Origin of the sequence: Streptomyces flavusporus (assembly GCF_046267975.1) — a bacterium.
GTDB lineage: Bacteria > Actinomycetota > Actinomycetes > Streptomycetales > Streptomycetaceae > Streptomyces > Streptomyces flavusporus.
Genome location: NZ_CP176503.1, coordinates 2,903,950 through 2,927,982, shown reverse-complemented (window position 1 = coordinate 2,927,982; position 24,033 = coordinate 2,903,950). Strand labels below are relative to the sequence as shown.

Genomic DNA, 24,033 nt, shown 5'->3' with positions numbered 1-24,033 from the left:
CATGACGCACCTCGCACACGACCGGTACTGCGACGAAATCGCCCACCAGATGCGGTTGCTGAGGTCCGTGGTGACCTCCGGAGCCGCTCTGTCCGCCACCGTGCCGACCTGCCCCGACTGGTCCCTGGAACAGCTCGTACGACATGTGGGCCGCGCCCTGCGCTGGGTGGAGCTGCTGGTGCGCACCCGGTCCGCGGAGGACATCCCGGAGGATCAGGTACTGGGAGGCGGCGGGCCGGAGACCGAAGGGGACGCGGCCGCGCTGGACGCCTGGCTGGCCGAGAGCGGCGAGCTGCTCGTCGGCACCCTGCGGGAGGCCGGGCCGGACGCCGAGGTGTGGGGCTGGGCCGGGATCCGCAACGCCGGTTTCTGGGCCCGCCGGATGACCCATGAGGTCACCGTCCACCGCGCCGACGCCACGCTCGCCGCGAAACTGCCGTACGACGTCGCGCCCGACGTGGCGGTGGACGCGATCGACGAGTGGCTGCAGATCGTCGAGTTCGTCCAGCGGACGGCTCCGCACGACGCGGTACAGGATTTGCGTGGGCCGGGCCGGAGCATCCATCTGCACGCCACGGACACGGGGCCTCAGCTGAACGCCGAGTGGGTGATCGAGCTCACCGCGGACGGGGTCGCCTGGCGGCGCGGCCACGAGAAGGCGACGGTCGCGTTGCGCGGCCCGCTCACCTCCGTTCTGCTCGCCTTCTACCGCCGGCTGTCGTTGGACAGCCCCGAGGTGGAGGTCCTGGGGGAGCGGGAGTTGCTGGAGTTCTGGCTGGAGCGGGCGACGTTCGGCTGAGACGCGTGTGGCCCGCCCCGGGAACGGGCCGGGCCACAGCCGGTCGGGCCGGACGGAGGATCAGCGGTCGTTGCTCGCCCCGCGGCGGCGCATGCCGAAGAACACCGCGCCGCCGCCGACGGCGACCAGGGCGGCCGCGATGCCGGCGATCAGACCGGTGTTGGAGTCGGCGCCGGTCTCGGCGAGGTTGGAGTCACCGGCACCGGCCGCGGGCGACGGAGCGTTGCTCGCGGTGTCCGCGGGCGCGCTGCTGCCGCCCTCCGAGGCCGTCGGGGTCGGGGTGTCGGACTCGGCCGGGGCCGAGGGGGTCGCCGACTCCGACGGCGTCTGGGACGGGGTCGGGGTGGGGCTGGGGGTCTCCTCGGTCGTGCAGGCGGTGGCCGGGGTGACCAGGTTCGGCTTGATGTCCTCGTCGACCTGGTTGCCGGCCTTGACGTGGATGCGGTACGTCGCGCCCGGCTTCCAGTCCTCGGCGAAGGTGATCGTGACACCCTCGCGGGAGCCCTTGACCACCTGCTTGCCGACGAGCCGCTCGTCGGCCCCGTTGTTCTCGAGGTAGACGGAGACGGTCGCCGGGGTGCCGGCCGGGTCCTTGTCGGTGACCGTGATGACGCCCTTGGTGCCGTCGCACTCGGCCGCGGCCGAGAACTCACTGATGTTGCAGGCGAGCGCGTTGCCCGCGGCGCCGAGCGCGAGCGCGGCAGAGGCGGAGACGACACCGAGGATGCGCACGGAACGGCGTGCGTTACGGCGAGTTATGGACACGTTTGTCCTTCATGGGATGCGCGTAATGCGGGGGGTTTGAGGGGGAGATGAGGCGACAGCGCCTGCCGATGCTCACCACCCCCAGGAGACTCACAGGTTTATAAGCGCTCCATAAGGAGTGTCAATCCGTCTGCGCATCATGACGATTGGCTTTGCCCGCTTATTAACCGCCGAGACGTTTCAACGCCGCCGGAGCCTCCTCGATCCCGTCGACCAGGGCGATCCGGGCCTCCATCGAACGCTCCCGCGCGAGCGCCCGGAGCAGCGGCCATGTCGGCAGCTTCTCCGTCCAGTGGGCGCGGTTCACCAGGACCATGGGGGTGGGTTCGCCGCGGGACTCGTAGTAGTTGGGGGTGGCGTTGTCGAATATCTCCTGCACGGTGCCGGCGGCACCCGGCAGGAAGACCACGCCCGCGGTGCAGCGGGCCAGCAGGCCGTCCTCACGGGTCGCGTTGGCGAAGTACTTGGCGATGTGCGCGGCGAACGGGTTCGGCGGCTCGTGGCCGTAGAACCAGGTGGGGATGCCGACGGAGGGGCCGCCGTCCGGCCAGCGGCCGCGCACCTCGAAGGCGGCGCGCGCCCAGTCGGTGATGGACGGGGTGAACCTCGGTGCCTTGGCGAGGAGTTGGAGGGCGTCCATGAGCATCTCGTCGCCGTACGGAGCGGCGTACGCGCCGAGGTTCGCCGCCTCCATCGCGCCGGGGCCGCCGCCGGTCGCGACGGTGAAGCCCGCGCGGGCCAGCTCCCGCCCGAGGCGGGCCGCGCCGGCGTAGGCCTCCGTGCCGCGAGCCATCGCGTGACCGCCCATGACACCCACCACCCGGGCGCCGACGAGGAGTTCGTCCAGCGCGTCGGAGATGGCGTCGTCGTGGACCGCGCGCAGCATGGACGCGAAGACGTCGCCGTCCGCCTTCGTCTCCTGGAGCCAGGCGTACGACAGGGCGTCCGGTGTGGCCTCGTAGCCCTGGTCGAGCGAGTCGAACAGCTCGTCGGGGGTGTAGACGAAGCCGCGGTACGGGTCGAAGGGGAGGTCCGGGACGGGCGGGAAGACCAGGGCGCCGGCGGCGCGCACCCGGGTGGCCGCCGCCTCGTCCATCGGACAGCCGAGGAAGACGGCGCCCTTGGTGTCGACGGACAGCAGTGCGTCCGTACGGCCCGTCAGATCGACGGCCTGGACGCGGAAGTGGGCGAGGGTTCCCTGCTCGGCGACGACCTCGTCGAACTCGGCGAGAGACTCGATCTCGCGGTCGTGGGAAGCGGTGTGGGGCGCGTGGGCGGGTGGTGTCGGCTGCACCCGCCCATGCTAGGCATGCGTGCCGCTCAGCCCTCGACGGCCGCCGGGTCCATCCACATGACCTCCCAGGTGTGGCCGTCCAGGTCGTCGAAGGCGCGGCCGTACATGAAGCCGTGGTCCTGGACCTGTTCCGACGCCGTGCCGCCCGCCGCCACCGCCTTCTCGACCAGCTCGTCGACCTTCTCGCGGCTCTCGGCGCTCAGACAGATCAGCACCTCGCTGGTCCTCGTGGCGTCCGCGATCTCCTTCTTCGTGAACGTCGCGTAGAACGGCTTGGTGAGCAGTATCGCGACGATTGTGTCGCTGATCACGACGGATGCCGCGTTCTCGTCGCTGAACTGCGGGTTGAGCGTGTAGCCGAGCTCCGTGAAGAACTTCTTCGAGGCGTCGAGGTCGTTCACGGGCAGGTTCACGAAGATCATCTGCTGGTACATGTGTCGTCTCTCCCATCGGGCTTGTGCCGTTCGGTGGGGTAGACCCGAGGGCCGTCGGAGACTCATCGGCGGCCGGAGAATTTTTTCCGTACGAGCTTCAGCGGGCCAGTGGCCGGGCCGCGAGCTCGGCGACGAACAGGGCCAGCGGGCCGAACACCGCGAGGAGGGCGCCGGCGCGGAGGGTGGCGGCGCCGCGCAGCATCGTGGCCGGGGCGCCGAGGCGCAGCAGGGCGGCGGTGGTGTCGGCGCGGGCGTGCTTGGCCTCGACGGCGGCGGTGAGCAGGGTGGCGAGCGTGCAGCCCGCGACGAGGAGGACGCCGAGGGTCGTCAGCGGGCCGAAGGCCGGGCCGTCCGGGTCCTGCAGGGTGGCCACGGCGTACGCGGCGGACCCGGCCGCGCAGACGACGCCGACGGGGCGGCCGATGCGGGTGGCTTCCTCCATGAGGACACGGCCGGCGAGGAGGCGCACGGCGCCGGGACGGGCTGCCTGGAGGAGGTGGCCGCAGAGGTGGGTGAGGCCTGGGCCGGCCAGGATCAGGCCCAGGGCGGCCAGGGCCCAGCCGAGGAGCAGGCCTGCGGGGCCGCTGGGTGGGCTGCCGGGCATGGAGAGGCCGGTGGTGCTGGTGTGGGCGGCGTAGGCCTCTGCGGCCAGGCCGGCGGCGAGGGTGGCGATGCCCCAGGGGAGGGTGGCGGTGGGGTGGGGTGGGGTGCGGGTGGGTGTGGGTGCGGTCGGGGCGCCGGGGGTACCAGGTGCCCAGTGTGCGGCTGAAGGGTTGGTCGCGCTGCCCGGCGCTTGCGGGGTGCCTCCCCCAGAGGGGGGACCCCCAGCGCCCACCCGCGCCGCCCCAGCGGCACGACTGCCCGCGGTTGGGCGGGACGGGCGGGACGGGCGCCGCGGCTCTCTGGGGCGTAGGACCAGGGCGACCGACAAGGACGCGGCTGCTGGGACCAGGGCGAGGAGGGTCAGGGCTGCGGGGAGGGGGAGTGGGGTGCCCGCGGCGAGGAACTCGGTCGCCGCTCCGTCGAAGGGCATGCCCGTGAGGTCGCCGCGCAGGTGGAGGAAGAACAGCAGGGCCAGCATCGAGCCGAGGGCCGTGGACAGGGCCGTCGTCGTGGCCGAGAAGGCCATCTGGCGGGCCGGGCCGAGGCCGATCGCCGAGAGGCCGTCGCGCGGCCGGGTGCAGGGATCGGTGCGGGCGACGGCCACCGCGAAGTGGACCGTGGCGGCCGCCGGCACCGCACACCAGGCCAGCCGGAGGACGGATGCGGCCGGCGTGTCCGGGTGGCTCATCGCGTGGCCGAGGGTGCACAGCAGGAGGAAGCCGGTCCCGGCCGACGCCGCAGCCACCAGGAGACGGCGCAGCTGGACGGCCGGGTGGGCGCGGCGGGTCAGACGGAGAGCGAGCACGCGGCCCGGCCTTCCGTCTCGGAGACGGGCGGCAGGTGCACGGTGTTCACGCGCCGTCCGTCGAGCAGGGAGACCGTGCGGTCGGCGAGCGCGGCGGTTTCCGGGTCGTGGGTGGCCAGGACCACGGTGATGCCGTGCGAGCGGGCCGCCGTGGTGAGCGTACGCAGCACGTGCCCGCGGTCGGCGCGGTGCAGCGGGGCGCTGGGCTCGTCGGCGAACAGGACCGTCGGGGAAGGGGCCAGCGCACGGGCGATGCAGACCCGCTGTCGCTCGGCCTGGCGCAGTTGGTGCGGGCGTCTGCGGGCGCGGTCACCGATGTCGAGGCGCTCCAGCCACTCCAGGGCGACCTTCTTGGCGCGTCGGCGGCTGGTGCCGCGCAGCATCAGGGGGAGCGCGGCGTTCTCCCAGACGTTCAGCTCGGGGACGAGGACGGGGGCCGGGTCGATCCAGCCGAAGCGGTCGCGGCGCAGCCGTTCCCGGGCGAGGGGACCCATCCTGTGCACGGGGACGCTGTTGAACCACACCTCGCCGCTCCCGGCCCGCAGCAGTCCGGAGAGGCAGCCCAGGAGCGTGCTCTTGCCGCTGCCGCGCGGGCCGCTGACGGCGAGGATCTCGCCCTCCTGGACGCCGAGCGAGACGCCTTGCAGCGCAGGGGAGCCGTCGTGGTGCTGGAAGTGCAGGGCGCGTGCCCAGAGCACGTCGTTGTCCGGCGGGGCCACCATGGGCGTACTCCTCAGTTGATCCGCTTTCCTGTGCCAAGTCCCCCAAGCGGGGGAACGAAGGCTGGGCCGATCGGTCACTGGCACGCTAGGTACTCAAAGGAGCCGGGCCGGACAGCACACAGCCCCGGGCCGCCGTTTCTCACTCGAACGGACGGCACCGGGGCCGTAGTTGATCACAGCGTCAGTTGATCAGAGCTTTGTCCACGCCTCCGTCAGCGTCGCGCGCAGGATCTGCTCGATCTCGTCGAACGTCTCCTGGTTGGAGATCAGCGGCGGGGCGAGCTGGACGACCGGGTCACCGCGGTCATCGGCACGGCAGTACAGGCCGTTGTCGAAGAGGGCCTTGGAGAGGAAGCCGTACAGGACGCGCTCGGTCTCCTCCTCGTTGAAGGACTCCTTGGTCGCCTTGTCCTTGACCAGCTCGATGCCGTAGAAGAAGCCGTTGCCGCGGACGTCGCCGACGATCGGCAGGTCGTGCAGCTTCTCCAGGGTGGCGCGGAACGCGCCCTCGTTGTCGAGCACGTGCTGGGTGAGGTTCTCGCGCTCGAACAGGTCGAGGTTGGCGAGGCCCACGGCCGCGGAGACCGGGTGGCCGCCGAAGGTGTAGCCGTGCAGGAAGGTGTTGTCGCCCTTGTAGAACGGCTCGGCCAGGCGGTCGGAGATGATGCAGGCGCCGATCGGGGAGTAGCCCGAGGTCATGCCCTTGGCACAGGTGATCATGTCCGGTACGTAGTCGAACTTGTCGCAGGCGAACATCGTGCCCAGGCGGCCGAAGGCGCAGATGACCTCGTCCGACACGAGCAGCACGTCGTACTTGTCGCAGATCTCGCGGACCCGCTGGAAGTAGCCGGGCGGCGGCGGGAAGCAGCCGCCGGCGTTCTGCACCGGCTCGAGGAAGACCGCGGCGACGGTGTCCGGGCCCTCGAAGAGGATCTGCTGCTCGATCTGGTCGGCGGCCCAGCGGCCGAAGGCCTCAGGGTCGTCGCCGAAGATCGGGGCGCGGTAGATGTTGGTGTTCGGGACCTTGTGCGCGCCCGGGACGAGGGGCTCGAACGGGGCCTTCAGGCCCGGCAGGCCCGTGATGGACAGGGCGCCCTGCGGGGTGCCGTGGTAGGCGACCGCGCGGGAGATCACCTTGTGCTTGGTGGGCTTGCCGGTGAGCTTGAAGTACTGCTTGGCGAGCTTCCAGGCGGTCTCGACCGCCTCGCCGCCGCCGGTGGTGAAGAAGACCTTGTTGAGGTCGCCCGGCGCGTGGTGGGCCAGGCGCTCGGCCAGTTCCACGGCCTTGGGGTGGGCGTAGGACCACACCGGGAAGAACGCCAGCTCCTGCGCCTGCTTGAAGGCGGTCTCGGCGAGTTCCACGCGGCCGTGACCGGCCTGGACCACGAACAGACCCGCGAGACCGTCGAGGTAGCGCTTGCCCTTGTCGTCGTAGATGTAGGTGCCCTCGCCCCGGACGATGGTGGGAACGGGGGAGTTCTCGTACGAGGACATGCGGGTGAAGTGCATCCACAGGTGGTCGTACGCGGAGCGGCTGAGGTCCTTGGTACTCACGGTTATCGGGTTCCCCACATATAGGTCTGCTTCTTGAGCTTGAGGTAGACGAAGCTCTCGGTGGAGCGCACGCCGGGCAGGGCCCGGATGCGTTTGTTGATGACGTCCAGCAGGTGGTCGTCGTCCTCGCAGACGATCTCGGCGAGGAGGTCGAACGAGCCCGCGGTCATCACCACGTACTCGACTTCCGACATGCCGGTCAGCGCGTCGGCCACGGACTCCGTGTCGCCCTCGACGTTGATCCCGACCATCGCCTGCCGGCGGAAGCCCACGGTGAGCGGATCCGTGACGGCGACGATCTGCATCACGCCCTGGTCGAGCAGCTTCTGGACGCGCTGGCGCACGGCCGCCTCGGACAGGCCCACGGCCTTGCCGATGGCGGCGTACGGCCGGCGGCCGTCCTCCTGGAGCTGTTCGATGATGGCGAGGGAGACGGCGTCCAGCTGCGGACTGCCGTTCCTGGGATCGCGAGAGGACTCGCGGGAGGACTCACGGATGTCGCGTGAGTTCCTCTGGTCTGCGCTTCGACTGGCCACGAGCTCACTCTGCACGAGGACTCGTCGGTTTCGCAAGGCCAGATCGATGAAATCCGTTGTCTGCGAGCTTGAAGCTTGCGGATTTCGCAGGTCTGGTGCGTCGGGGGGTGTTGAAACCGTGGGCTTACGGATTAGGGTGGGTGTCTCAGTGATTGGACACCCGAACTTGGAGGGCCGGCAGTGAGCACCGAGCTGCGTCGTCTGCGCAACTACATCGACGGAGAGTTCCGGGACGCCGCCGACGGACGGACCACCGAGGTGGTGAACCCCGCGACCGGCGAGGCGTACGCCACCGCGCCGCTGTCCGGGCAGGCCGACGTCGACGCCGCGATGGCGGCCGCCGCCGCCGCGTTCCCGGGGTGGCGGGACACCACGCCCGCCGAGCGGCAGAAGGCCCTCCTGAAGATCGCGGACGCGTTCGAGGAGCGTGCCGAGGAACTGATCGCGGCCGAGGTGGAGAACACGGGCAAGCCCATCGGGCTGACCCGCTCCGAGGAGATCCCGCCGATGGTCGACCAGATCCGCTTCTTCGCGGGCGCGGCCCGGATGCTGGAGGGCCGCTCGGCCGGCGAGTACATGGACGGGATGACCTCGATCATCCGCCGTGAGCCGGTCGGCGTCTGCGCGCAGGTCGCGCCGTGGAACTACCCGATGATGATGGCCGTGTGGAAGTTCGCCCCGGCGATCGCCGCGGGCAACACGGTGGTGCTGAAGCCCTCGGACACCACCCCCGCGTCGACGGTCCTGATCGCGGAGATCCTCGGCTCGATCCTGCCCAAGGGCGTCTTCAACGTCATCTGCGGCGACCGCGAGACCGGCCGCATGATGGTCGAGCACCCGACCCCGGCGATGGCCTCCATCACCGGTTCCGTGCGCGCGGGCATGTCCGTCGCCGAGTCGGCCGCCAAGGACGTCAAGCGGGTCCACCTGGAGCTGGGCGGCAAGGCGCCGGTCGTCGTCTTCGAGGACACCGACATCGCCAAGGCCGTCGAGGACATCTCCGTGGCGGGCTTCTTCAACGCCGGGCAGGACTGTACGGCCGCCACCCGCGTCCTCGTCCACGAGGCGATCCACGACGAGTTCGTGCAGGCCCTCGCCAAGGCCGCCGCCGACACCAAGACCGGCCAGCCGGACGACGAGGACGTGCTGTACGGCCCGCTGAACAACCCCAACCAGCTCAAGCAGGTCGCCGGCTTCATCGAGCGGCTGCCCGCCCACGCCAAGGTCGAGGCCGGCGGTCACCAGGTCGGCGACAAGGGCTACTTCTACGCTCCGACCGTCGTCTCGGGCCTCCAGCAGGACGACGAGATCATCCAGAACGAGGTCTTCGGCCCGGTCATCACCGTCCAGTCCTTCACGGACGAGGACCAGGCCACCGAGTGGGCGAACGGCGTCGAGTACGCCCTCGCCTCCTCCGTCTGGACCAAGGACCACGGCCGCGCGATGCGCATGTCCAAGAAGCTCGACTTCGGCTGCGTGTGGATCAACACGCACATCCCGCTGGTCGCCGAGATGCCGCACGGCGGCTTCAAGAAGTCCGGTTACGGCAAGGACCTCTCGGCGTACGGCTTCGACGACTACACGCGGATCAAGCACGTGATGACGTCGCTGGACGTGTAAGTCGCCGGTTGAACGCGGCCCCGGACGGAGGACGGACCGTCCGGGGCCGCGGTGTGTCCGGGGTACTCCGTCGAAGTGTTTTGAACATGTTCAATTCCAGGACTGCGCTCCCCTCATGAGCGACAGAGCCGCCCTGTTGAAGGGCATCCGTGCCTGGCTGGTCTTCTTCATCGTCTGCCTGGTGCTCAGCGGCGCCACGGCCTTCCCCCTCGTCCACGAACTTCGCTGGACCGAGGACCTGTTGCGCGCCCTGTCCGTGCCGGAGCACCTCCCCGGACTCATGGACTGGATCGAGCGCGTCCGGCGCGGGCTCGACGCCGCCGACGCCGACTACCCGTTCCTGCTCTACGGCACGGACTGGCTGGCCTTCGCCCACCTCGTCATCGCGGTCGCCTTCTGTGGCCCCTACCGCGACCCCGTCCGCAACATCTGGGTCGTCGAGTTCGGGATGATCGCCTGCGCGGGGATCATCCCGCTCGCCCTCATCTGCGGACCGATCCGCGACATCCCCTTCTGGTGGTCGGTGATCGACATGTTGTTCGGCGTCTTCGGGGTGATCCCGCTGTACGTCGTACGGAAGAAGATCAAGCGGCTGGAGGCGCTGACGGCGCCTTGGACACCTCCAGCCGCCGCCGTCGTCAGCGGTTGAACGCCGGGAAACTGAAGCGCTGGACGATGGCCAGGCCGTCGCCCTTCGCGTCGGTCGAGTTGACGGAGTAGACCAGCGTCCGGGACAGGTCACGGGTGGCCGCCACGACCGTGTGATAGCCGGGGCGGGATCCCGTCTTGCCCCAGATTTCCCGCCCGTTCAGCTCGAAGCGCTCCAGGCCCATGCCCATCGTCGCCCCCGGCAGGTCCGGGACCGTGAACATCTGCGTCAGCTGCGGCTCGGGCACGACACGGCCGCGGAACAGGCCCACCAGCAGCCTTTCCAGGTCCGCCGTAGTCGAGATCATGTCGCCGACCGCCCAACGGTCGGACATGTTCCAGTCCGTCACGTCCACCAACTCTCCGTCGATCCAGTCGTACCCGCGGTTGTGCGGGCCGTGGACGCGGGGGTCCGGGCCGGCGGGGAAGGAGGTGTGCCGCATGCCGAGGGGGCGGAAGATCCGTACGGCCGCCTGGTGGGCGTACGAGTCACCGGTGACCTTCTCGATCAGCATGCCCAGCACGGTGTAGTGGATGTTGCCGTACCGCTGGTGTTCGCCGGGGGCGTGCTCGGGGTCGGGTCCCTTGGCGACGGACGCGGCGACGACCTCGGCGGGTGTCAGGGTCTCGAAGCGGTGTGCGTAGCCGTCCTTGTCCGTCTCGCCGAGGGACGCGCCCGGCTGGAGTCCGCTGGTGAAGTCCAGCAACTGTCGTACGGTGATGGGCGCGAAGTCGTCGGTGAGCAGCCCCGGCAGGTAGTCCTGCACCGTGCCGTCGAGGGAGATCCGCTTCTCGGCGACGAGTTGCAGCACGATCGCCGCGGTCACGATCTTCGTCGTGGAGCCGGCGCGGAAGCGGGCGTTCTCGAGCGCCGGGGCGCCGGTTCTCATGTCGCGCACACCGGCCACCCCGCGCCAGCTCCCCTTGCCGCCCACGCGGATCAGCGCGGCCGTCGCGTCCCGGTCGGGCAGTCCGGCGATGGCGGCGCACAGGGCCTTGACGTCGGGGCCGTCCTTCGGGGTGTCCTCGATCGCCTGCGCGGTGCACGACGACGCGGGTCGCGCGGAAGCGGTCGCGGCCCCGGCCAGCGGCAGCGCGGTCAGGGTCAGGGCGAGCGCGGAGGTGAGGAGGACGGGAAGCGGGCGTACGGGCATCTGCTGCTCCTGAAGTCGACGGGACGGCCGGCGGGAAGGTCCGGCGAAGGTGCGTGATCATCGTCGGGGCGGTACGGTCCCGTCCGGATCGTCGGTGAGGAGGGGCTCGGACCCTGACGGACCCCGGAGCAAATGCCCTGTACAACAAGGGAGTTGTAAGGGATCGCCCTTACGGGCCCTCGCCCGGCGAAAAGTGTTATCGCCGCCCCCTTCACCGCGTCTCCACTCGCGTCCCCCCGTCCCCCACACCCGGGAGCCGCTCCATGCCTCGCCCGTACCGGAAGCGGAATGTGATCTCCAACATAGCCAACAGTGCAGGTCAGGCTGAGAAGGTGCGTACGGGCAGCAAGTGAGCCGGGAGAGGACGTACGTGGACGAGGGAGCCGGCAGGCAGTGGCGCTCCACCATCGCGGCGGCGCAGGCCGGTGACCGGCATGCGCTGGACAAGCTGGTCGAGGGCTGGCTGCCGCTGGTCTACAACGTGGTCGGGCGCGCCCTGAACGGCCATGCCGACGTCGACGACGTCGTCCAGGAGACCATGCTGCGCGCTGTCGACAACCTCGGCTCGCTGCGCGACCCGGACAGCTTCCGTTCCTGGCTCGTCGCCATCGCCATGCGGCAGATACGGGACCGGGCCCGCCGCAAGCAGCCCGCTCACCTCGACGAGTCGGCCGCGCACGAGGCCACCGACTTCGCCGAACTCACCGTGCTGCGGCTGCAGTTGGAGGGGCAGCGGCGTGAGGTCGCCGAGGCGGTGCGCTGGCTGGACGACGAGGACCGGCAACTGCTGTCGCTGTGGTGGCTGGAGGTCGCGGGCGAGCTGACCCGGCGCGAACTGGCCGCGGCGGCCGGGATCAGCCGGCAGCACGCCGCGGTGCGCGTCCAGCGGGTGAAGGAGCGGCTGGAGACCGCGCGCGGCATCGTACGGGCGCTCGACGGCGCCTGCCCCGACCTGCGCGAGCTGACCGCCCGCTGGAACGGCCGTCCCGACTCGGTCTGGCGCAAGCGGCTGGCCCGGCACATCAGGGGCTGCGGCTACTGCGGCGACACCCGCGAGGCCGTCGTACCGGCGGAACGGCTCCTCGTCGGCATCGCGCTCGTCCCGATCCCGGTCGGCTTCACGCTGTCGCTCGCCCTCGGCGGCAAGACGGCGGTCGCGGCCACCGCCACGGCGACCTCCGTCGGCTGGTCCGCGAAGGTGATGGCCGCGATCACCCAGCCCGCCGTTGCGGTGACGGCCGGCGCGACGATCGTCGCGGGCGGCGCGTACGTCGTCACCCAGACCCCCGACGCCCCGCCGCGTGCGGTCGCCCCGACGGCGTCGAGCACGGCCCGACCGCCGTCGTCCCCGGTCCCTTCCGTGACCCCGTCGGCCACGCCTTCACCGTCGCCGTCGGTGACGCAGCGGAAGGTCGAGCTGTACGGCACGGTCGTCGACGCCGTCGACCGGGCCCCGGACCCGAACGCCCGCCCCGCGGCCCTGCCGCACCGCCCCGAGTCCGGCATCACCAGCACCTGGGGGGCGAGGGCCGTCATGCAGCACCGCGGCGAGAGCGTAACGCTCAGCGGGCAGGGCTATGTCCTGGTGCGCTGGCAGATCGCGCCGCACGACCGGCCGGGCGGGCTGACCATGCCGACCTGGACCGGCCTGAAGGGCAAGATCTTCCACGTTGCCTCCGGTGGCGGCCGCCGCATGGACGACGTCACCGGGGAGGCCGCCGACGGCGACCCCGTCACCGGCATGGGCGGCCCGGACACCGGCTACACCGTCCTGCCCGACGGCACCCAGCAGATGTGGCAGAACGAGTACTTCTACGTCGACGGCACCGTCACCCTCAACCAGAACGAGCGCGGCGCCTCCTACGGCCTGACCGTCTTCCCGTCGAGCTGGAACGCCGTGAACGAGGACATCAACTCCGGGCCTCCTGAGGGCGCGAAGCGCTACGGCCTCGTCCGCGACACGGGCAAGGACGACACCCCCGTACCGCAGTACGTCACCCGCACGACCCCGGCCGACCCGGCGACGGTCCCTCAACGGTCCCGCGTGTAGCGCGGGTCAACGGAACGTGCGCAGCGCGCACAGGGCGTCGATGCGGTTCGTGGTGATCGAGTCGACGCCCATGCCGAGGAGCCGGCGCATGGCGCGTCGGGTGTCGGGGGTCCAGACGGAGAGCAGGTAGCCGTCGCGGTGGACGCGGGCCGCGAGGTCACGACCGACCAGTGAGAAGCGGTAGTTGAGCCAGCGCGGGCGTACCGCGTCCAGCAGCGCGGGACGCGGTGGCGCCAGCGTCGTCCAGGTCAGGGCGATCTCGGCGGCCGGGTCGGCGGCGCGCACGGCGAGCATGGCGGAGGGGCCCGCGCAGTAGTACACGCGGTCCTGGGCCCCGCAGTCGCGCACGACGTCCACGACCCGGCGCGCCGCTCGCACATCGGGCGTGCCCGGCAGGTCGAGCATCACTCGGCTCCCGTCGGTCGCCGTGAGCGCTTGGGCGAGCGTCGGCACCGCGCCGTTGGTGAGCCCGTGCACCTCGTCCGCCGACAGCGACAGCAGCGGCCGGTCGTGCTCCCACAGCCGCTTCAGCGTCTCGTCGTGCAGCAGCACAGGGATGCCGTCCCGGGTGAGCCGTACGTCGATCTCGACGGCGTCCGCGCCCAGTTCGAGCGCGGTGCGCAGCGAGTCGACCGTGTTCTCGGGATGGTGGTAGGGGGCGCCGCGGTGGGCCACGGCGGTCACGTTCGGCATGGGCTCAATTCTGGTGGTGGGTCAGGACGCGAACCAGGACGAGGTGTAGGTGTCGATCTCGGCTGCCAGGCTCGCCTTGCCGGCCTCGTCCAGGAAGGATGCCTCGACCGCGTTCTTCGCGAGGTCGGCGAGACCCCGCTCGTCGAGGTCGAGGAGCCGGGCGGCCACGGCGTACTCGCTGTTGAGGTCGGTGCCGAACATCGGGGGGTCGTCCGAGTTGATCGTGACGAGGACGCCGGCGCGGGTGAACTCCTTGATCGGGTGCTCGTCGAGGGTGCGGACCGCGCGCGTGGCGATGTTGGAGGTCGGGCACACCTCCAGCGGGATCCGGTGCTCGGCGAGGTGCGCCAGCAGCTTCGGGTCCTGCGCGGAGCTGGTGCCGTGCCCGATGCGCTCGGCGCGCAGGTGGGTGAGGGCGTCCCAGACCGTCTCCGGTCCGGTGGTCTCGCCGGCGTGCGGCACGGAGCGGAGTCCGGCGGCGATCGCGCGGTCGAAGTACGGCTTGAACTGCGGCCGGGGTACGCCGATCTCGGGCCCGCCGAGTCCGAACGACACCAGTCCCTCGGGGCGCACCTTGTCGTCGGTGGCGAGCCGTGTGGTCTCCTCGGCGGCCTCGAGACCCGCCTCGCCGGGGATGTCGAAGCACCAGCGCAGTACGGTCCCGAAGTCGGCCTCGGCCGCCTTGCGGGCGTCCTCGATCGCATCCATGAAGGCCTGCTCCTCGATGCCGCGCCGGGTGGAGGAGAAGGGAGTGATGGTCAGTTCGGCGTACCGCACCTGCTGCCGGGCCAGGTCCCGGGCCACCTCGTACGTCAGCAGCCGGACGTCCTCCGGGGTGCGGATCAGGTCGACGACGGACAGGTACACCTCGATGAAGTGCGCGAAGTCCGTGAACGTGAAGTAGTCGACCAGGGCCTCGGGGTCGGTGGGCACCTTGGAGTCGGGGTGACGGGCGGCCAGTTCGGCGACGATCCGGGGGGAGGCGGAGCCGACGTGGTGCACGTGTAGTTCGGCCTTGGGCAGTCCGGCGATGAAGGCGTGCGGGTCGCGGACGCCGGGGACGGCGGATACGGCGGCGTGGTCGGTCAAGGTTCCTCCCCGGGAACGGCGTCCCCGGCCGCGGGTGGCGGCGGGACGCGGGTGATCGGCTGATCGGTGACTCGGGGATCATCGTATGCCGGGCCCACACGGCAGATGCCAGGGCCGTAGCATGCTTCACGGCACGCACGACAGAGGGGATCCCCGCGCATGTCCGACGACAGGCAGCCGCCGGCAGCGCCGGAGGCCAACGCCGCGCCCGCGTCGGCGGGCCGGGACGACGGCGTATCCGGTGCGGCGCCGAGCGGTGGGGCGCCGAGTGGTGCAGTGCCCAGTGATGCGGTACCCCGCGACCCGTGGGCGCCGCCGGAGCGGTCGGCGTATGACGGGGCGCCCGAGGTCGTGTTGGACAGCGGCGCCATTCCGGAGGTCCAGCAGGACCGGGACACGGCGTTCGGCATATCGCAGGTCGGCGAGGCGGTGCCCCTCGTGCCGTCGGACGGGGAGGCCTCGCCATCGCCGCGGACCCCGCACGATGCGGACACGGCCCGGCAGGGCACAGCGCCGCAGGTTCCCCTCGACAAGCACCCCGCCGCAGCTCCCAGCCCTGAGCCGAACCCCTGGGCACCCCCGGCGAACGACGTCATGGGCGGCCCCGGCGACACGATCGCGTCGAGCGGACCCGCCACCCCGGCCGGCCCCTCCGTCCACGACCAGCAGACGATCACGTCCCTGCCCGCCGCGGACAGCCCCCCGGCAGCCCAGGCCCCGCAGGGATGGGCAGCTCCGACCGCTCCGTCGACGGGTGCACCCCAGCAGGCGTGGGCCGCCCCGACCGCGCCGCCCAGCTCAGGCGGCCCGCACGATGCGTTCCCGCCGTCGGCCTCCACCGCCGGCAACCCGTTCGCCGCGCCCACCGCAGGCGTCCCGCACCCCCAGGACGGCGCCGTCCCGCCTCCGCCCATAGCCCCCAACGGCCCCGGCCAGGTCCCGTACGGCTACCCCGGCGGCCACGGCTACCCGGGCGGGCCCGGCTACGGCGGCCCGCTCACGCACGGCGCCCAGGGTTACTACGGCTGGCCCGGTGCACAGGCGATGCCCAGCAACGGGCTCGGCACGGCCGGGCTCGTGGTCGGCATCGTGGCCGCCGCCGGCTTCTGTCTGTGGCCGGTGGCGATCATCCTGGGCATCCTGGGCGTGATCTTCGGCGCGGTCGGCCGCAGCAGGGCGAACCGCGGCGAGGCCACCAACCCGGGCCAGGCTCTGGCCGGGATCATCTGCGGCACCGCGGGCATCCTGCTCGGCGCAGGCTTCGGCATCCTGGTGCTCGTGACCCCGTAGAACTACGCCCCTGCAGCGCTCCCTTCAGCGCTCCGCAGCCTCTCCCGCGCCTCCATCAACGCGAACCCCAGGAGATTCGGCCCCCGCCACCGCTCCGGATCCGACGCGGCCTCGTCGTCCGCGGCGAGCCCGATGCCCCACACCCGGTCCACGGGACTCGCCTCCACCAGTACCCGCGCCCCGGTGTTCAGCAGATACTCACGCAGATCCGCATGCGCGCCGAACTTGTGGACGCTCCCCTCGACCACGATCCCGAAGCGCTCGCGCTCCCATATCGACTCGTCGAAGCCGCGCACGAGCCGCCCCGCCTTCTTCGCCTGCGCGGGATGCGCAGCCGCCAGCACCCGGCGCTCCGCCTCCGCGTCCTCGAACAGCCGCGCCTTGGCGGCCATCATCCAGTGCTCCGCCGTCGCGTACTCCACCTCGTCCACCGTGAACGGCGACGGCCACCACTGGCTCAGACAGCTCGGCCCCCCTCGCCCGTCCGACCGTGGCCGGTGCCCCCAGAAGTGCAGATACTTGATGTGCGCCCCCGCGCGGACCTCCCTGACCAGGGCGTCCAAGGAATCGATCTTCCCCGTGATCCTCTCCATGCATGCGAGTCTGGCAGGCACCACTGACAGTCCGTCCCTCCTTTTCCATGCCGACTCGACACCTGGTCGACAGATTCCGTCGCGTAACCAAAAGGCAACAACGGAATCACTTGTTGGACGCCCTTGGCTCTGTCAGGATCGGCACTCAAATCGAGCTGGAGCTACGCCACCTACCCCGTGGACACCGGGGCGACGGCGGAGGAGAGCGACATGCACAAGCCGGGCAGGACCACCCCGGAACGATTCCCCGTCCAGGACCGTTTCGCGGACGGCGCGCAGTACATCGCCGGCCGCCTGACGAAGGGCACATCCGGTCGTACGCACACGGTCGTCGACCCGGCTACAGGTGAGGACGTCTTCACCTATGACCTGGCCGGCCCGGACGACGTGGACGCGGCCGTCGCCGCCGCGCGCGACGCCTTCCCGGGCTGGTCCGGCGCGACCCCCGGCGAGCGTTCCGACGCGCTGCACCGCTTCGCCGCTGTACTCGCCGACCGCGCAGAGGACTTGGCCCACGCCGAGTCCCTGCAGTGCGGCAAGCCGCTGAAGCTGACCCGTGAGTTCGACGTGCCGGGCACGATCGACAACACCGCCTTTTTCGCGGGCGCCGCACGGCACCTCCAGGGGCAGTCCGCCGGCGAGTACTCCGGCGACCACACCTCGTACGTCCGCCGTGAGCCCATCGGCGTCGTCGGCTCCATCGCGCCCTGGAACTACCCCCTCCAGATGGCCGCCTGGAAGATCCTCCCGGCGATCGCCGCGGGCAACACGATCGTGCTGAAGCCCGCCGAGCTCACCCCGCTGACCTCCCTCCTCTTCGCCCAGGCCGCCACCGACGCCGGAATCCCCGACGGTGTCATCAACATCGTCACCGGCACCGGCGAGGAGGCCGGCGAGCACCTGGTCGGCCACTCCGACGTGGCCATGACCTCCTTCACCGGCTCCACCGCCGTCGGCAAGCGGGTCGCCGAGATCGCCACCGCCACCGTCAAACGGCTCCACCTGGAGCTGGGCGGCAAGGCGCCCTTCGTGGTCTTCGACGACGCCGACCTGGAGGCGGCCGTCCACGGCGCGGTCGCGGGCGCCCTCATCAACACCGGGCAGGACTGCACGGCCGCCACGCGCGCGTATGTGCAGAGGCCGCTCTACGAGGCGTTCGTCGAAAAGACCGCCGAACTCATGGAAACCGTCCGCCTGGGCGACCCCTTCACCCCGGGCACCGACCTGGGTCCCCTCGTCTCCCACACCCAACGCGACCGCGTCGCCGGGTTCGTGGAGCGGGCACGTGCCTACGCGCGCGTGGTGACGGGCGGCGAAGCACCGCAGGGGGATCTCGAGAACGGCGCGTACTATCGCCCCACCCTTGTCGCGGACGCGCCCCAGGACAGCGAGATCGTCCAGTCCGAGATCTTCGGACCGGTCCTCGTCGTCCTGCCGTTCGACACCGACGACGAAGGTATCCGGCTCGCCAACGACACCCCGTACGGGCTGGCCGCGTCCGCCTGGAGCCGGGACGTCTACCGGGCGGGCCGCGCCACCCGCGAGATCAAGGCGGGCTGCGTGTGGGTCAACGATCACATCCCGATCATCAGCGAGATGCCGCACGGCGGGTACAAGCAGTCCGGCTTCGGCAAGGACATGTCCGCGTACTCGTTCGAGGAGTACACCCAGATCAAGCACGTCATGTTCGACAACACGGCGGTGGCCCGCAAGGACTGGCACCGCACGATCTTCGGGGACCGATAGCCACAACAGGCCGCCTGACCCGCGGCCGCCGACCCTCCCGAAAGGGCACCACGCGCATGGAGCAGTACGAGCCCGACCGCCTGTCCGCGGCCCAAGCGGCCGCCATGCGGCGCAGCCTGCGCAGCGGCAGGGCCTCCCTCACCCGCCGTTCCCTGCTGCGCGCCTCCGCCGGCGGCGCGCTCGCGGTCGGCGGCCTCGGGGCGCTGAGCGCCTGCGGCATCCCCCCGGCGGCGAAGACGTCGGGCGTGTCGTCCGAGGACCACTCGGCGAAGGAGAAGACCGTCACCTTCTCCAACTGGACCGAGTACATGGACGTCGACGAGAGCGAGAAGCGCCACCCGACGCTCGACGAGTTCAAGCGGCGCACCGGTATCACGGTCAAGTACACCGAGGACATCAACGACAACGTCGAGTTCTTCGGCAAGATCAAGCCGCAGCTCGCGGCCGGCCAGGACACGGGCCGCGACCTGATCTGCGTGACCGACTGGCTTGCCGCGCGCCTCATCCGCTTCGGGTGGGTCCAGAAACTGGACCCGTCCAACCTGCCGCACGCGTTCGCCAATCTGTCCCAGCAGTTCCGCAGCCCCGACTGGGACCCGGGACGGGCGTACTCGTACCCCTGGACCGGCATCTCCACGGTCATCGCCTACAACAAGAAGGCGCTGGACGGCGTCGAGGTGAAGTCGGTCTCCGACCTGCTCGACAATCCCAAGCTCAAGGGCCGCGTCGGCTTCCTGTCCGAGATGCGCGACAGCGTCGGGATGACGCTGCTCGACATGGGCAAGGACCCGGGCAGCTTCACCGACGACGACTTCGACGCGGCGATCGCCCGCCTCCAGAAGGCCGTCGACCAGGGCCAGATCCGCCGCTTCACCGGCAACGACTACACCTCGGACCTCACCAAGGGTGACTTCGCGGCCTGCCTCGCCTGGGCCGGTGACGTCGTCCAGCTCAAGGCCGACAGCCCCGACGTCGACTTCCTCATCCCGGACAGCGGATACATGACGTCGACGGACAACCTGCTGGTGCCCAACAAGGCCCGGCACAAGACCAACGCCGAACGTCTCATCGACTACTACTTCGAGCCGAAGCCGGCCGCGCAGCTCGCCGCGTACATCAACTACGTGTGCCCGGTCGACGGGGTGAAGGCGGAACTCGCCGAGATCGACGAGGATGCGGCGAACAACCCGCTGATCATTCCCGACCAGGAGATGGCCGCCAAGTCTCGTGCCTTCCGCTCCCTCAGCTCGAAGGAAGAGACGGCCTACGAAGAGAAGTTCGCGAAGCTCACAGGGGCGTGACGACGATGACGACGACCAACAGCAGCGGCGACGTCCGCCTCTCCGGAATCAGCAAGACCTACGGCTCCTTCACCGCCGTACACCCACTGGACCTGACCGTGCCGCAGGGCTCCTTCTTCGCCCTGCTCGGCGCGTCCGGCTGCGGCAAGACCACCACCCTCCGCATGATCGCGGGCTTGGAGGAGCCGACGTCGGGCACCGTCTCGCTCGGCGAGCAGGACGTGACCCGGCTGCCGCCGTACAAGCGGCCGGTGAACACGGTCTTCCAGTCCTATGCCCTCTTCCCGCACCTCGACATCTTCGAGAACGTCGCCTTCGGCCTGCGCCGGCGCGGCATCAAGTCGGTGAAGAAGCAGGTCGAGGAGATGCTCGACCTGGTCCAGCTGGGCGAGCAGGCCCGCAAGAAGCCGCACCAGCTCTCCGGCGGCCAGCAGCAGCGCGTGGCCGTCGCCCGTGCGCTGATCAACCACCCCAAGGTGCTGCTCCTCGACGAGCCCCTCGGCGCCCTCGACCTGAAGCTGCGCCGTCAGATGCAGCTGGAGCTCAAGCGCATCCAGACCGAGGTCGGCATCACCTTCGTCCATGTCACGCACGACCAGGAGGAGGCCATGACGATGGCCGACACGGTCGCCGTGATGAACGCGGGCCGCGTCGAGCAACTCGGCGCCCCCGCCGACCTGTACGAGAACCCGCGGACGACCTTCGTCGCCAACTTCCTCGGCACCTCCAACCTGATCGAGGCCGAGGTCGACACCAGGAGCGGCGAGGAGATCGTCCTCAAGGCGGGCGGCGGCAAGCTCACCCTGCCGTCGGAGCGCTGCTCGGCGCCCACCACGACCGGTGGCAAGGTGCTGGTCGGCGTACGCCCCGAGAAGATCTCCCTCACGCACGCCGACGATGCCGGCGAGATCCCGGACGGCCGCAACCGCGTCACCGGCAGGATCGCCGACGCCAGCTTCATAGGCGTCTCCACGCAGTACGTCATCGACAGCCCCGCCGGCCCCGAACTCGCCGTCTACGTCCAGAACGTCGACCGCGACACACGTCTCGCCCCCGGCGCCGAGGTCGTCCTGCACTGGAGCCCGGCGCACACCTTCGGCCTGGACGCGTCCCAGGACATCGAGGCGGGCGTGGAGAAGGTCGAGGAGGAGACCTCCTGATGGCCGCTGTCACCGAAGCGCCACCTCTGGCGCCCGTTCCGGCGAAGAAGCCGCCACGCAAGAGGGGCCGCTGGACGCCGTACCTGCTCCTGCTGCCCGGCATCCTCTGGCTGCTGGTCTTCTTCGCGCTGTCGATGATCTACCAGGCCTCCACGTCCGTGCAGACGGGCTCCCTGGAGGAGGGCTACGAGGTCACCTGGCACTTCGCCACCTACTGGAACGCGCTGTCCGAGTACTGGCCGCAGTTCCTGCGCTCGGTCCTCTACGCCGGCACCGCGACGATCCTGTGTCTGCTGCTGGGCTACCCGCTGGCGTACCTGATCGCGTTCCGCGCGGGCCGCTGGCGGAACCTGATCATGATCCTGGTGATCGCGCCGTTCTTCACCAGCTTCCTGATCCGTACGCTCGCCTGGAAGACGATCCTCGCGGACGGCGGCCCGGTCGTCGGCGCCCTGAACTCCCTGCACGTCCTGGACGTCACCAGCTGGCTCGGCATCACCGCCGGCGACCGGGTGCTGGCCACCCCGCTGGCGGTGGTGTGCGGTCTGACGTACAACTTCCTGCCGTTCATGATCCTGCCGCTCTACACCTCCCTGGAGCGCATCGACGGCCGGCTGCACGAGGCCGCGGGCGATCTGTACGCGCGCCCCTTCACGACCTTCCGGAAGGTCACCTTCCCGCTGTCGATGCCGGGCGTCGTCTCCGGCACCCTGCTGACGTTCATTCCGGCCGCCGGTGACTACGTGAACGCCGATCTGCTCGGCTCCACCGACACCCGCATGATCGGAAACGTCATCCAGTCGCAGTTCCTGCGGATTCTGGACTATCCGACGGCGGCGGCCCTCTCCTTCATCCTGATGTTCGCGATCCTCATCATGGTGACGCTGTACATCCGCAAGTCCGGCACGGAGGATCTGGTTTAAATGGCCTTCGTCAACTGGCTCAAGCGCCATCTCGTCGTCATTGCGGGACTGTTCACGCTCGGATATCTCCTGCTGCCGAACGTCGTCGTCACGGTGTTCTCCTTCAACAACCCGAAGGGCCGTTTCAACTACGAGTGGCAGGAATTCTCCACGGAGGCCTGGACCGATCCGTGCGGCGTCGCCGATCTGTGCGGCTCGCTCTCGCTCAGCCTCCGGATCGCGCTCTGGGCGACGCTGGGCGCGACGATCCTGGGTGCGATGATCGCCTTCGCACTGGTGAGGTACCGCTTCCGCGCGCGGGGGGCCGTCAACTCGCTGATCTTCCTGCCCATGGCCATGCCCGAGGTCGTCATGGCGGCCTCGCTGCTCACCCTCTTCCTCAACATGGGTGTTCAGTTGGGATTCTGGACGATCCTGATCGCCCACATCATGTTCTGCCTCAGCTTCGTCGTGACGGCCGTCAAGGCACGGGTGATGTCGATGGACCCGAGGCTGGAGGAGGCCGCCCGTGATCTGTACGCCGGCCCGCTCCAGACCTTCCTCCGGGTCACCCTGCCGATCGCGGCACCCGGAATCGCCGCGGGCGCACTGCTCGCCTTCGCGCTCTCCTTCGACGATTTCATCATCACCAATTTCAACGCGGGCTCGACCGTCACCTTCCCCATGTTCGTGTGGGGCTCCGCGCAGCGCGGAACGCCCGTTCAGATCAATGTCATCGGTACGGCCATGTTCCTCATCGCCGTACTGCTCGTACTGACCTCCATGGTCATCAGCAGCCGACGCGCCAGGCAAAAGGCATAAACCCTGTAGGGAGTTGAAATCATGGCCCCAAGCGCCATGAGCCCCAGAAACAACTGGACGAAGTCCCTTTCCGAAGCCCAGCCGGTCCCGTACTGGCTGGACGACCCCGGCAGGCCCCACCCCGAGCCCGCGCTCGCCGGCGCCGAGACCTGCGACCTGCTGGTCGTCGGCGGCGGATACAGCGGACTGTGGACCGCACTGGGCGCCAAGGAGCGCGACCCGCAGCGGGACGTGATCCTGCTGGAAGGCCGCGAGATGGGCTGGGCCGCCTCCGGCCGCAACGGCGGTTTCTGCGCCGCCTCCCTCACCCACGGCCTGCCCAACGGCCTCGCCCGCTGGCCCGACGAGATCCACAAGCTTCAGGAGCTGGGCGCCCGCAACCTCGACGAGATCGAGGCAGCGGTCGCCCGGCACGGAATCGACTGCGACTTCGAACGCACCGGCGAGATCGACGTGGCGACCGAGACGTACCAGGCGTGGGAACTGCGCGACTGGTACGAGGAGATGGAGCACAAGGGCCTCGCTGAGGACGTGGAGTTCCTGGACGCCGAAGCGGTGAAGGAACAAGTCGACTCACCGACCTTCCAGGCGGGCCTGTGGGACCGCCGCGGCGTGGCCATGCTCCACCCCGCCAAGCTCGTCTGGGGCCTGAAGCGGGCCTGCCGTGACCTCGGCGTACGCATCTACGAGCACACCCCCGCCCTCACCCTGAAGCCGTACGGCGCCGGCATGGCCGTACGCACCCCCTACGGCGAGGTCCGCGCCCGCAGGGTCGCTCTCGGCACGAACATCTTCCCCAGCCTGGTCAGGCGGGTGAGGTCGTACACCGTCCCCGTCTACGACTACGCGCTGATGACCGAGCCGCTCACCGCCGAACACCTCGCGTCGATCGGCTGGAAGAACCGGCAGGGCCTCGGCGATTCGGCGAACCAGTTCCACTACTTCCGCCTCTCCGCCGACAACCGCATCCTCTGGGGCGGCTACGACGCCATCTACCCGTACGGCGGCCGGGTGCGCGCCGAGTACGACGACCGCCCGGAGACGTACGCCAAGCTCGCCGGGCACTTCTTCACCTGCTTCCCGCAGCTGGAGGGCGTCCGCTTCACCCATGCCTGGGGCGGCGCGATCGACACCTGCTCGCGCTTCTCGGCGTTCTTCGGCACCGCGCACGGCGGGAAGGTCGCGTACGCGGCGGGCTACACGGGCCTCGGTGTGGGCGCCACCCGCTTCGGTGCCGATGTGATGCTGGACCTGCTGGCGGGGGAGCGCACGGAACGCACGGAGCTGGAAATGGTGCGCAGGAAGCCCCTCCCCTTCCCGCCGGAGCCCTTCGCGTGGACCGGTATCGCCCTCACCAAGTGGTCGCTGGCCAGGGCGGACGCGCACGGCGGCCGGCGCAACCTGTGGCTGCGGGCGATGGACCGGCTGGGCCTGGGCTTCGACAGCTGACCTG

21 protein-coding genes and 1 pseudogene are annotated in these 24,033 nt (G+C 70.2%); 11 read left to right on the top strand and 11 right to left on the bottom strand.

From position 1 onward, the window contains the following. Nucleotide 1 precedes the first annotated feature (1 nt). Nucleotides 2–799, top strand: a complete 798-nt coding sequence (locus ACKTSN_RS13815) for a maleylpyruvate isomerase family mycothiol-dependent enzyme (RefSeq protein WP_409469410.1) — start codon at nt 2–4, stop codon at nt 797–799. A gap of 60 nt (nt 800–859) precedes the next feature. Here ACKTSN_RS13815 and ACKTSN_RS13810 read toward each other — a convergent pair whose 3' ends face one another. The 7 genes from ACKTSN_RS13810 to ACKTSN_RS13780 all read right to left on the bottom strand — a co-directional run bounded on the left by ACKTSN_RS13810 (nt 860) and on the right by ACKTSN_RS13780 (nt 7,527). Then, nucleotides 860–1,564, bottom strand: coding sequence for an LAETG motif-containing sortase-dependent surface protein (locus tag ACKTSN_RS13810; RefSeq protein ID WP_409469409.1), 705 nt, complete (start codon nt 1,562–1,564; stop codon nt 860–862). A gap of 163 nt (nt 1,565–1,727) precedes the next feature. After that, the gene (locus ACKTSN_RS13805; protein ID WP_409469408.1) at nt 1,728–2,858 is read right to left on the bottom strand and encodes an LOG family protein; all 1,131 of its coding nucleotides are present in this window, start codon (nt 2,856–2,858) and stop codon (nt 1,728–1,730) included. Nucleotides 2,859–2,884: 26 nt separating this feature from the next. Continuing rightward, nucleotides 2,885–3,292, bottom strand: a complete 408-nt coding sequence (locus ACKTSN_RS13800; RefSeq protein WP_409469407.1) for a VOC family protein — start codon at nt 3,290–3,292, stop codon at nt 2,885–2,887. Nucleotides 3,293–3,389: 97 nt separating this feature from the next. Beyond that, complete coding sequence (locus ACKTSN_RS13795) at nt 3,390–4,700, bottom strand: hypothetical protein (protein ID WP_409469406.1); 1,311 nt, start codon at nt 4,698–4,700, stop codon at nt 3,390–3,392. After that, the gene (locus ACKTSN_RS13790; RefSeq protein WP_409469405.1) at nt 4,682–5,422 is read right to left on the bottom strand and encodes an ABC transporter ATP-binding protein; all 741 of its coding nucleotides are present in this window, start codon (nt 5,420–5,422) and stop codon (nt 4,682–4,684) included. Before ACKTSN_RS13790 ends, ACKTSN_RS13795 begins: the two co-directional genes overlap by 19 nt. Nucleotides 5,423–5,611: 189 nt before the next feature. Then, nucleotides 5,612–6,994 (bottom strand): aspartate aminotransferase family protein, encoded by a 1,383-nt coding sequence (locus tag ACKTSN_RS13785; protein WP_409469404.1) that lies wholly within the window; start codon nt 6,992–6,994, stop codon nt 5,612–5,614. Further along, nucleotides 6,979–7,527 (bottom strand): Lrp/AsnC family transcriptional regulator, encoded by a 549-nt coding sequence (locus ACKTSN_RS13780; RefSeq protein ID WP_224740474.1) that lies wholly within the window; start codon nt 7,525–7,527, stop codon nt 6,979–6,981. Before ACKTSN_RS13780 ends, ACKTSN_RS13785 begins: the two co-directional genes overlap by 16 nt. A gap of 165 nt (nt 7,528–7,692) precedes the next feature. Between ACKTSN_RS13780 and ACKTSN_RS13775 the strand changes: the two genes are divergently transcribed. Next, nucleotides 7,693–9,132, top strand: a complete 1,440-nt coding sequence (locus tag ACKTSN_RS13775) for a gamma-aminobutyraldehyde dehydrogenase (RefSeq protein WP_409469403.1) — start codon at nt 7,693–7,695, stop codon at nt 9,130–9,132. A 115-nt stretch (nt 9,133–9,247) separates the two neighbouring features. Further along, nucleotides 9,248–9,781 carry a hypothetical protein gene (locus tag ACKTSN_RS13770; RefSeq protein WP_409469402.1) on the top strand — a complete coding sequence of 178 codons (534 nt, stop codon included), beginning with the start codon at nt 9,248–9,250 and terminating at the stop codon, nt 9,779–9,781. Here ACKTSN_RS13770 and ACKTSN_RS13765 read toward each other — a convergent pair. After that, a complete protein-coding gene (locus ACKTSN_RS13765) occupies nt 9,771–10,934 on the bottom strand; it encodes a serine hydrolase domain-containing protein (protein WP_409469401.1) in 1,164 nt (387 codons plus the stop codon). The genes ACKTSN_RS13770 and ACKTSN_RS13765 overlap by 11 nt on opposite strands. Before the next feature lie 370 nt (nt 10,935–11,304). Here ACKTSN_RS13765 and ACKTSN_RS13760 point away from each other — a divergent pair, with 370 nt between their 5' ends. Further along, nucleotides 11,305–12,984 (top strand): sigma-70 family RNA polymerase sigma factor, encoded by a 1,680-nt coding sequence (locus ACKTSN_RS13760; RefSeq protein ID WP_409469400.1) that lies wholly within the window; start codon nt 11,305–11,307, stop codon nt 12,982–12,984. 6 nt (nt 12,985–12,990) lie between these two features. Here the strand turns inward: ACKTSN_RS13760 and ACKTSN_RS13755 are convergent, their stop codons facing one another. Together ACKTSN_RS13755 and ACKTSN_RS13750 are read right to left on the bottom strand one after the other, a co-directional pair. Next, the gene (locus ACKTSN_RS13755) at nt 12,991–13,677 is read right to left on the bottom strand and encodes a glycerophosphodiester phosphodiesterase (protein WP_409469399.1); all 687 of its coding nucleotides are present in this window, start codon (nt 13,675–13,677) and stop codon (nt 12,991–12,993) included. A 21-nt stretch (nt 13,678–13,698) separates the two neighbouring features. After that, nucleotides 13,699–14,864, bottom strand: a pseudogene (locus ACKTSN_RS13750) (adenosine deaminase). Nucleotides 14,865–14,925: 61 nt separating this feature from the next. Here ACKTSN_RS13750 and ACKTSN_RS13745 point away from each other — a divergent pair. Then, on the top strand, nt 14,926–16,056 hold the full coding sequence (locus tag ACKTSN_RS13745; protein WP_409469398.1) for a DUF4190 domain-containing protein: 1,131 nt from the start codon (nt 14,926–14,928) through the stop codon (nt 16,054–16,056). A gap of 2 nt (nt 16,057–16,058) precedes the next feature. Here ACKTSN_RS13745 and ACKTSN_RS13740 read toward each other — a convergent pair whose 3' ends face one another. Beyond that, a complete protein-coding gene (locus tag ACKTSN_RS13740; protein ID WP_409469397.1) occupies nt 16,059–16,649 on the bottom strand; it encodes an NADAR family protein in 591 nt (196 codons plus the stop codon). 210 nt (nt 16,650–16,859) lie between these two features. Here ACKTSN_RS13740 and ACKTSN_RS13735 point away from each other — a divergent pair, with 210 nt between their 5' ends. The 6 genes from ACKTSN_RS13735 to ACKTSN_RS13710 are packed head-to-tail and all read left to right on the top strand — an operon-like array spanning nt 16,860 to nt 24,029. Continuing rightward, on the top strand, nt 16,860–18,395 hold the full coding sequence (locus ACKTSN_RS13735) for a gamma-aminobutyraldehyde dehydrogenase (RefSeq protein WP_409469396.1): 1,536 nt from the start codon (nt 16,860–16,862) through the stop codon (nt 18,393–18,395). Nucleotides 18,396–18,451: 56 nt separating this feature from the next. Further along, the gene (locus tag ACKTSN_RS13730; RefSeq protein WP_409469395.1) at nt 18,452–19,696 is read left to right on the top strand and encodes a polyamine ABC transporter substrate-binding protein; all 1,245 of its coding nucleotides are present in this window, start codon (nt 18,452–18,454) and stop codon (nt 19,694–19,696) included. Nucleotides 19,697–19,701: 5 nt separating this feature from the next. Next, nucleotides 19,702–20,856, top strand: a complete 1,155-nt coding sequence (locus tag ACKTSN_RS13725) for an ABC transporter ATP-binding protein (protein WP_409469394.1) — start codon at nt 19,702–19,704, stop codon at nt 20,854–20,856. Continuing rightward, a complete protein-coding gene (locus tag ACKTSN_RS13720; protein ID WP_409469393.1) occupies nt 20,856–21,779 on the top strand; it encodes an ABC transporter permease in 924 nt (307 codons plus the stop codon). The genes ACKTSN_RS13725 and ACKTSN_RS13720 overlap by 1 nt, the downstream gene beginning before the upstream one ends. Next, nucleotides 21,780–22,580, top strand: a complete 801-nt coding sequence (locus ACKTSN_RS13715) for an ABC transporter permease (RefSeq protein ID WP_409469392.1) — start codon at nt 21,780–21,782, stop codon at nt 22,578–22,580. Nucleotides 22,581–22,601: 21 nt separating this feature from the next. Then, nucleotides 22,602–24,029: an NAD(P)/FAD-dependent oxidoreductase gene (locus tag ACKTSN_RS13710; RefSeq protein WP_409469391.1), complete on the top strand. Its 1,428-nt coding sequence runs from the start codon at nt 22,602–22,604 to the stop codon at nt 24,027–24,029. Nucleotides 24,030–24,033: the final 4 nt, after the last annotated feature.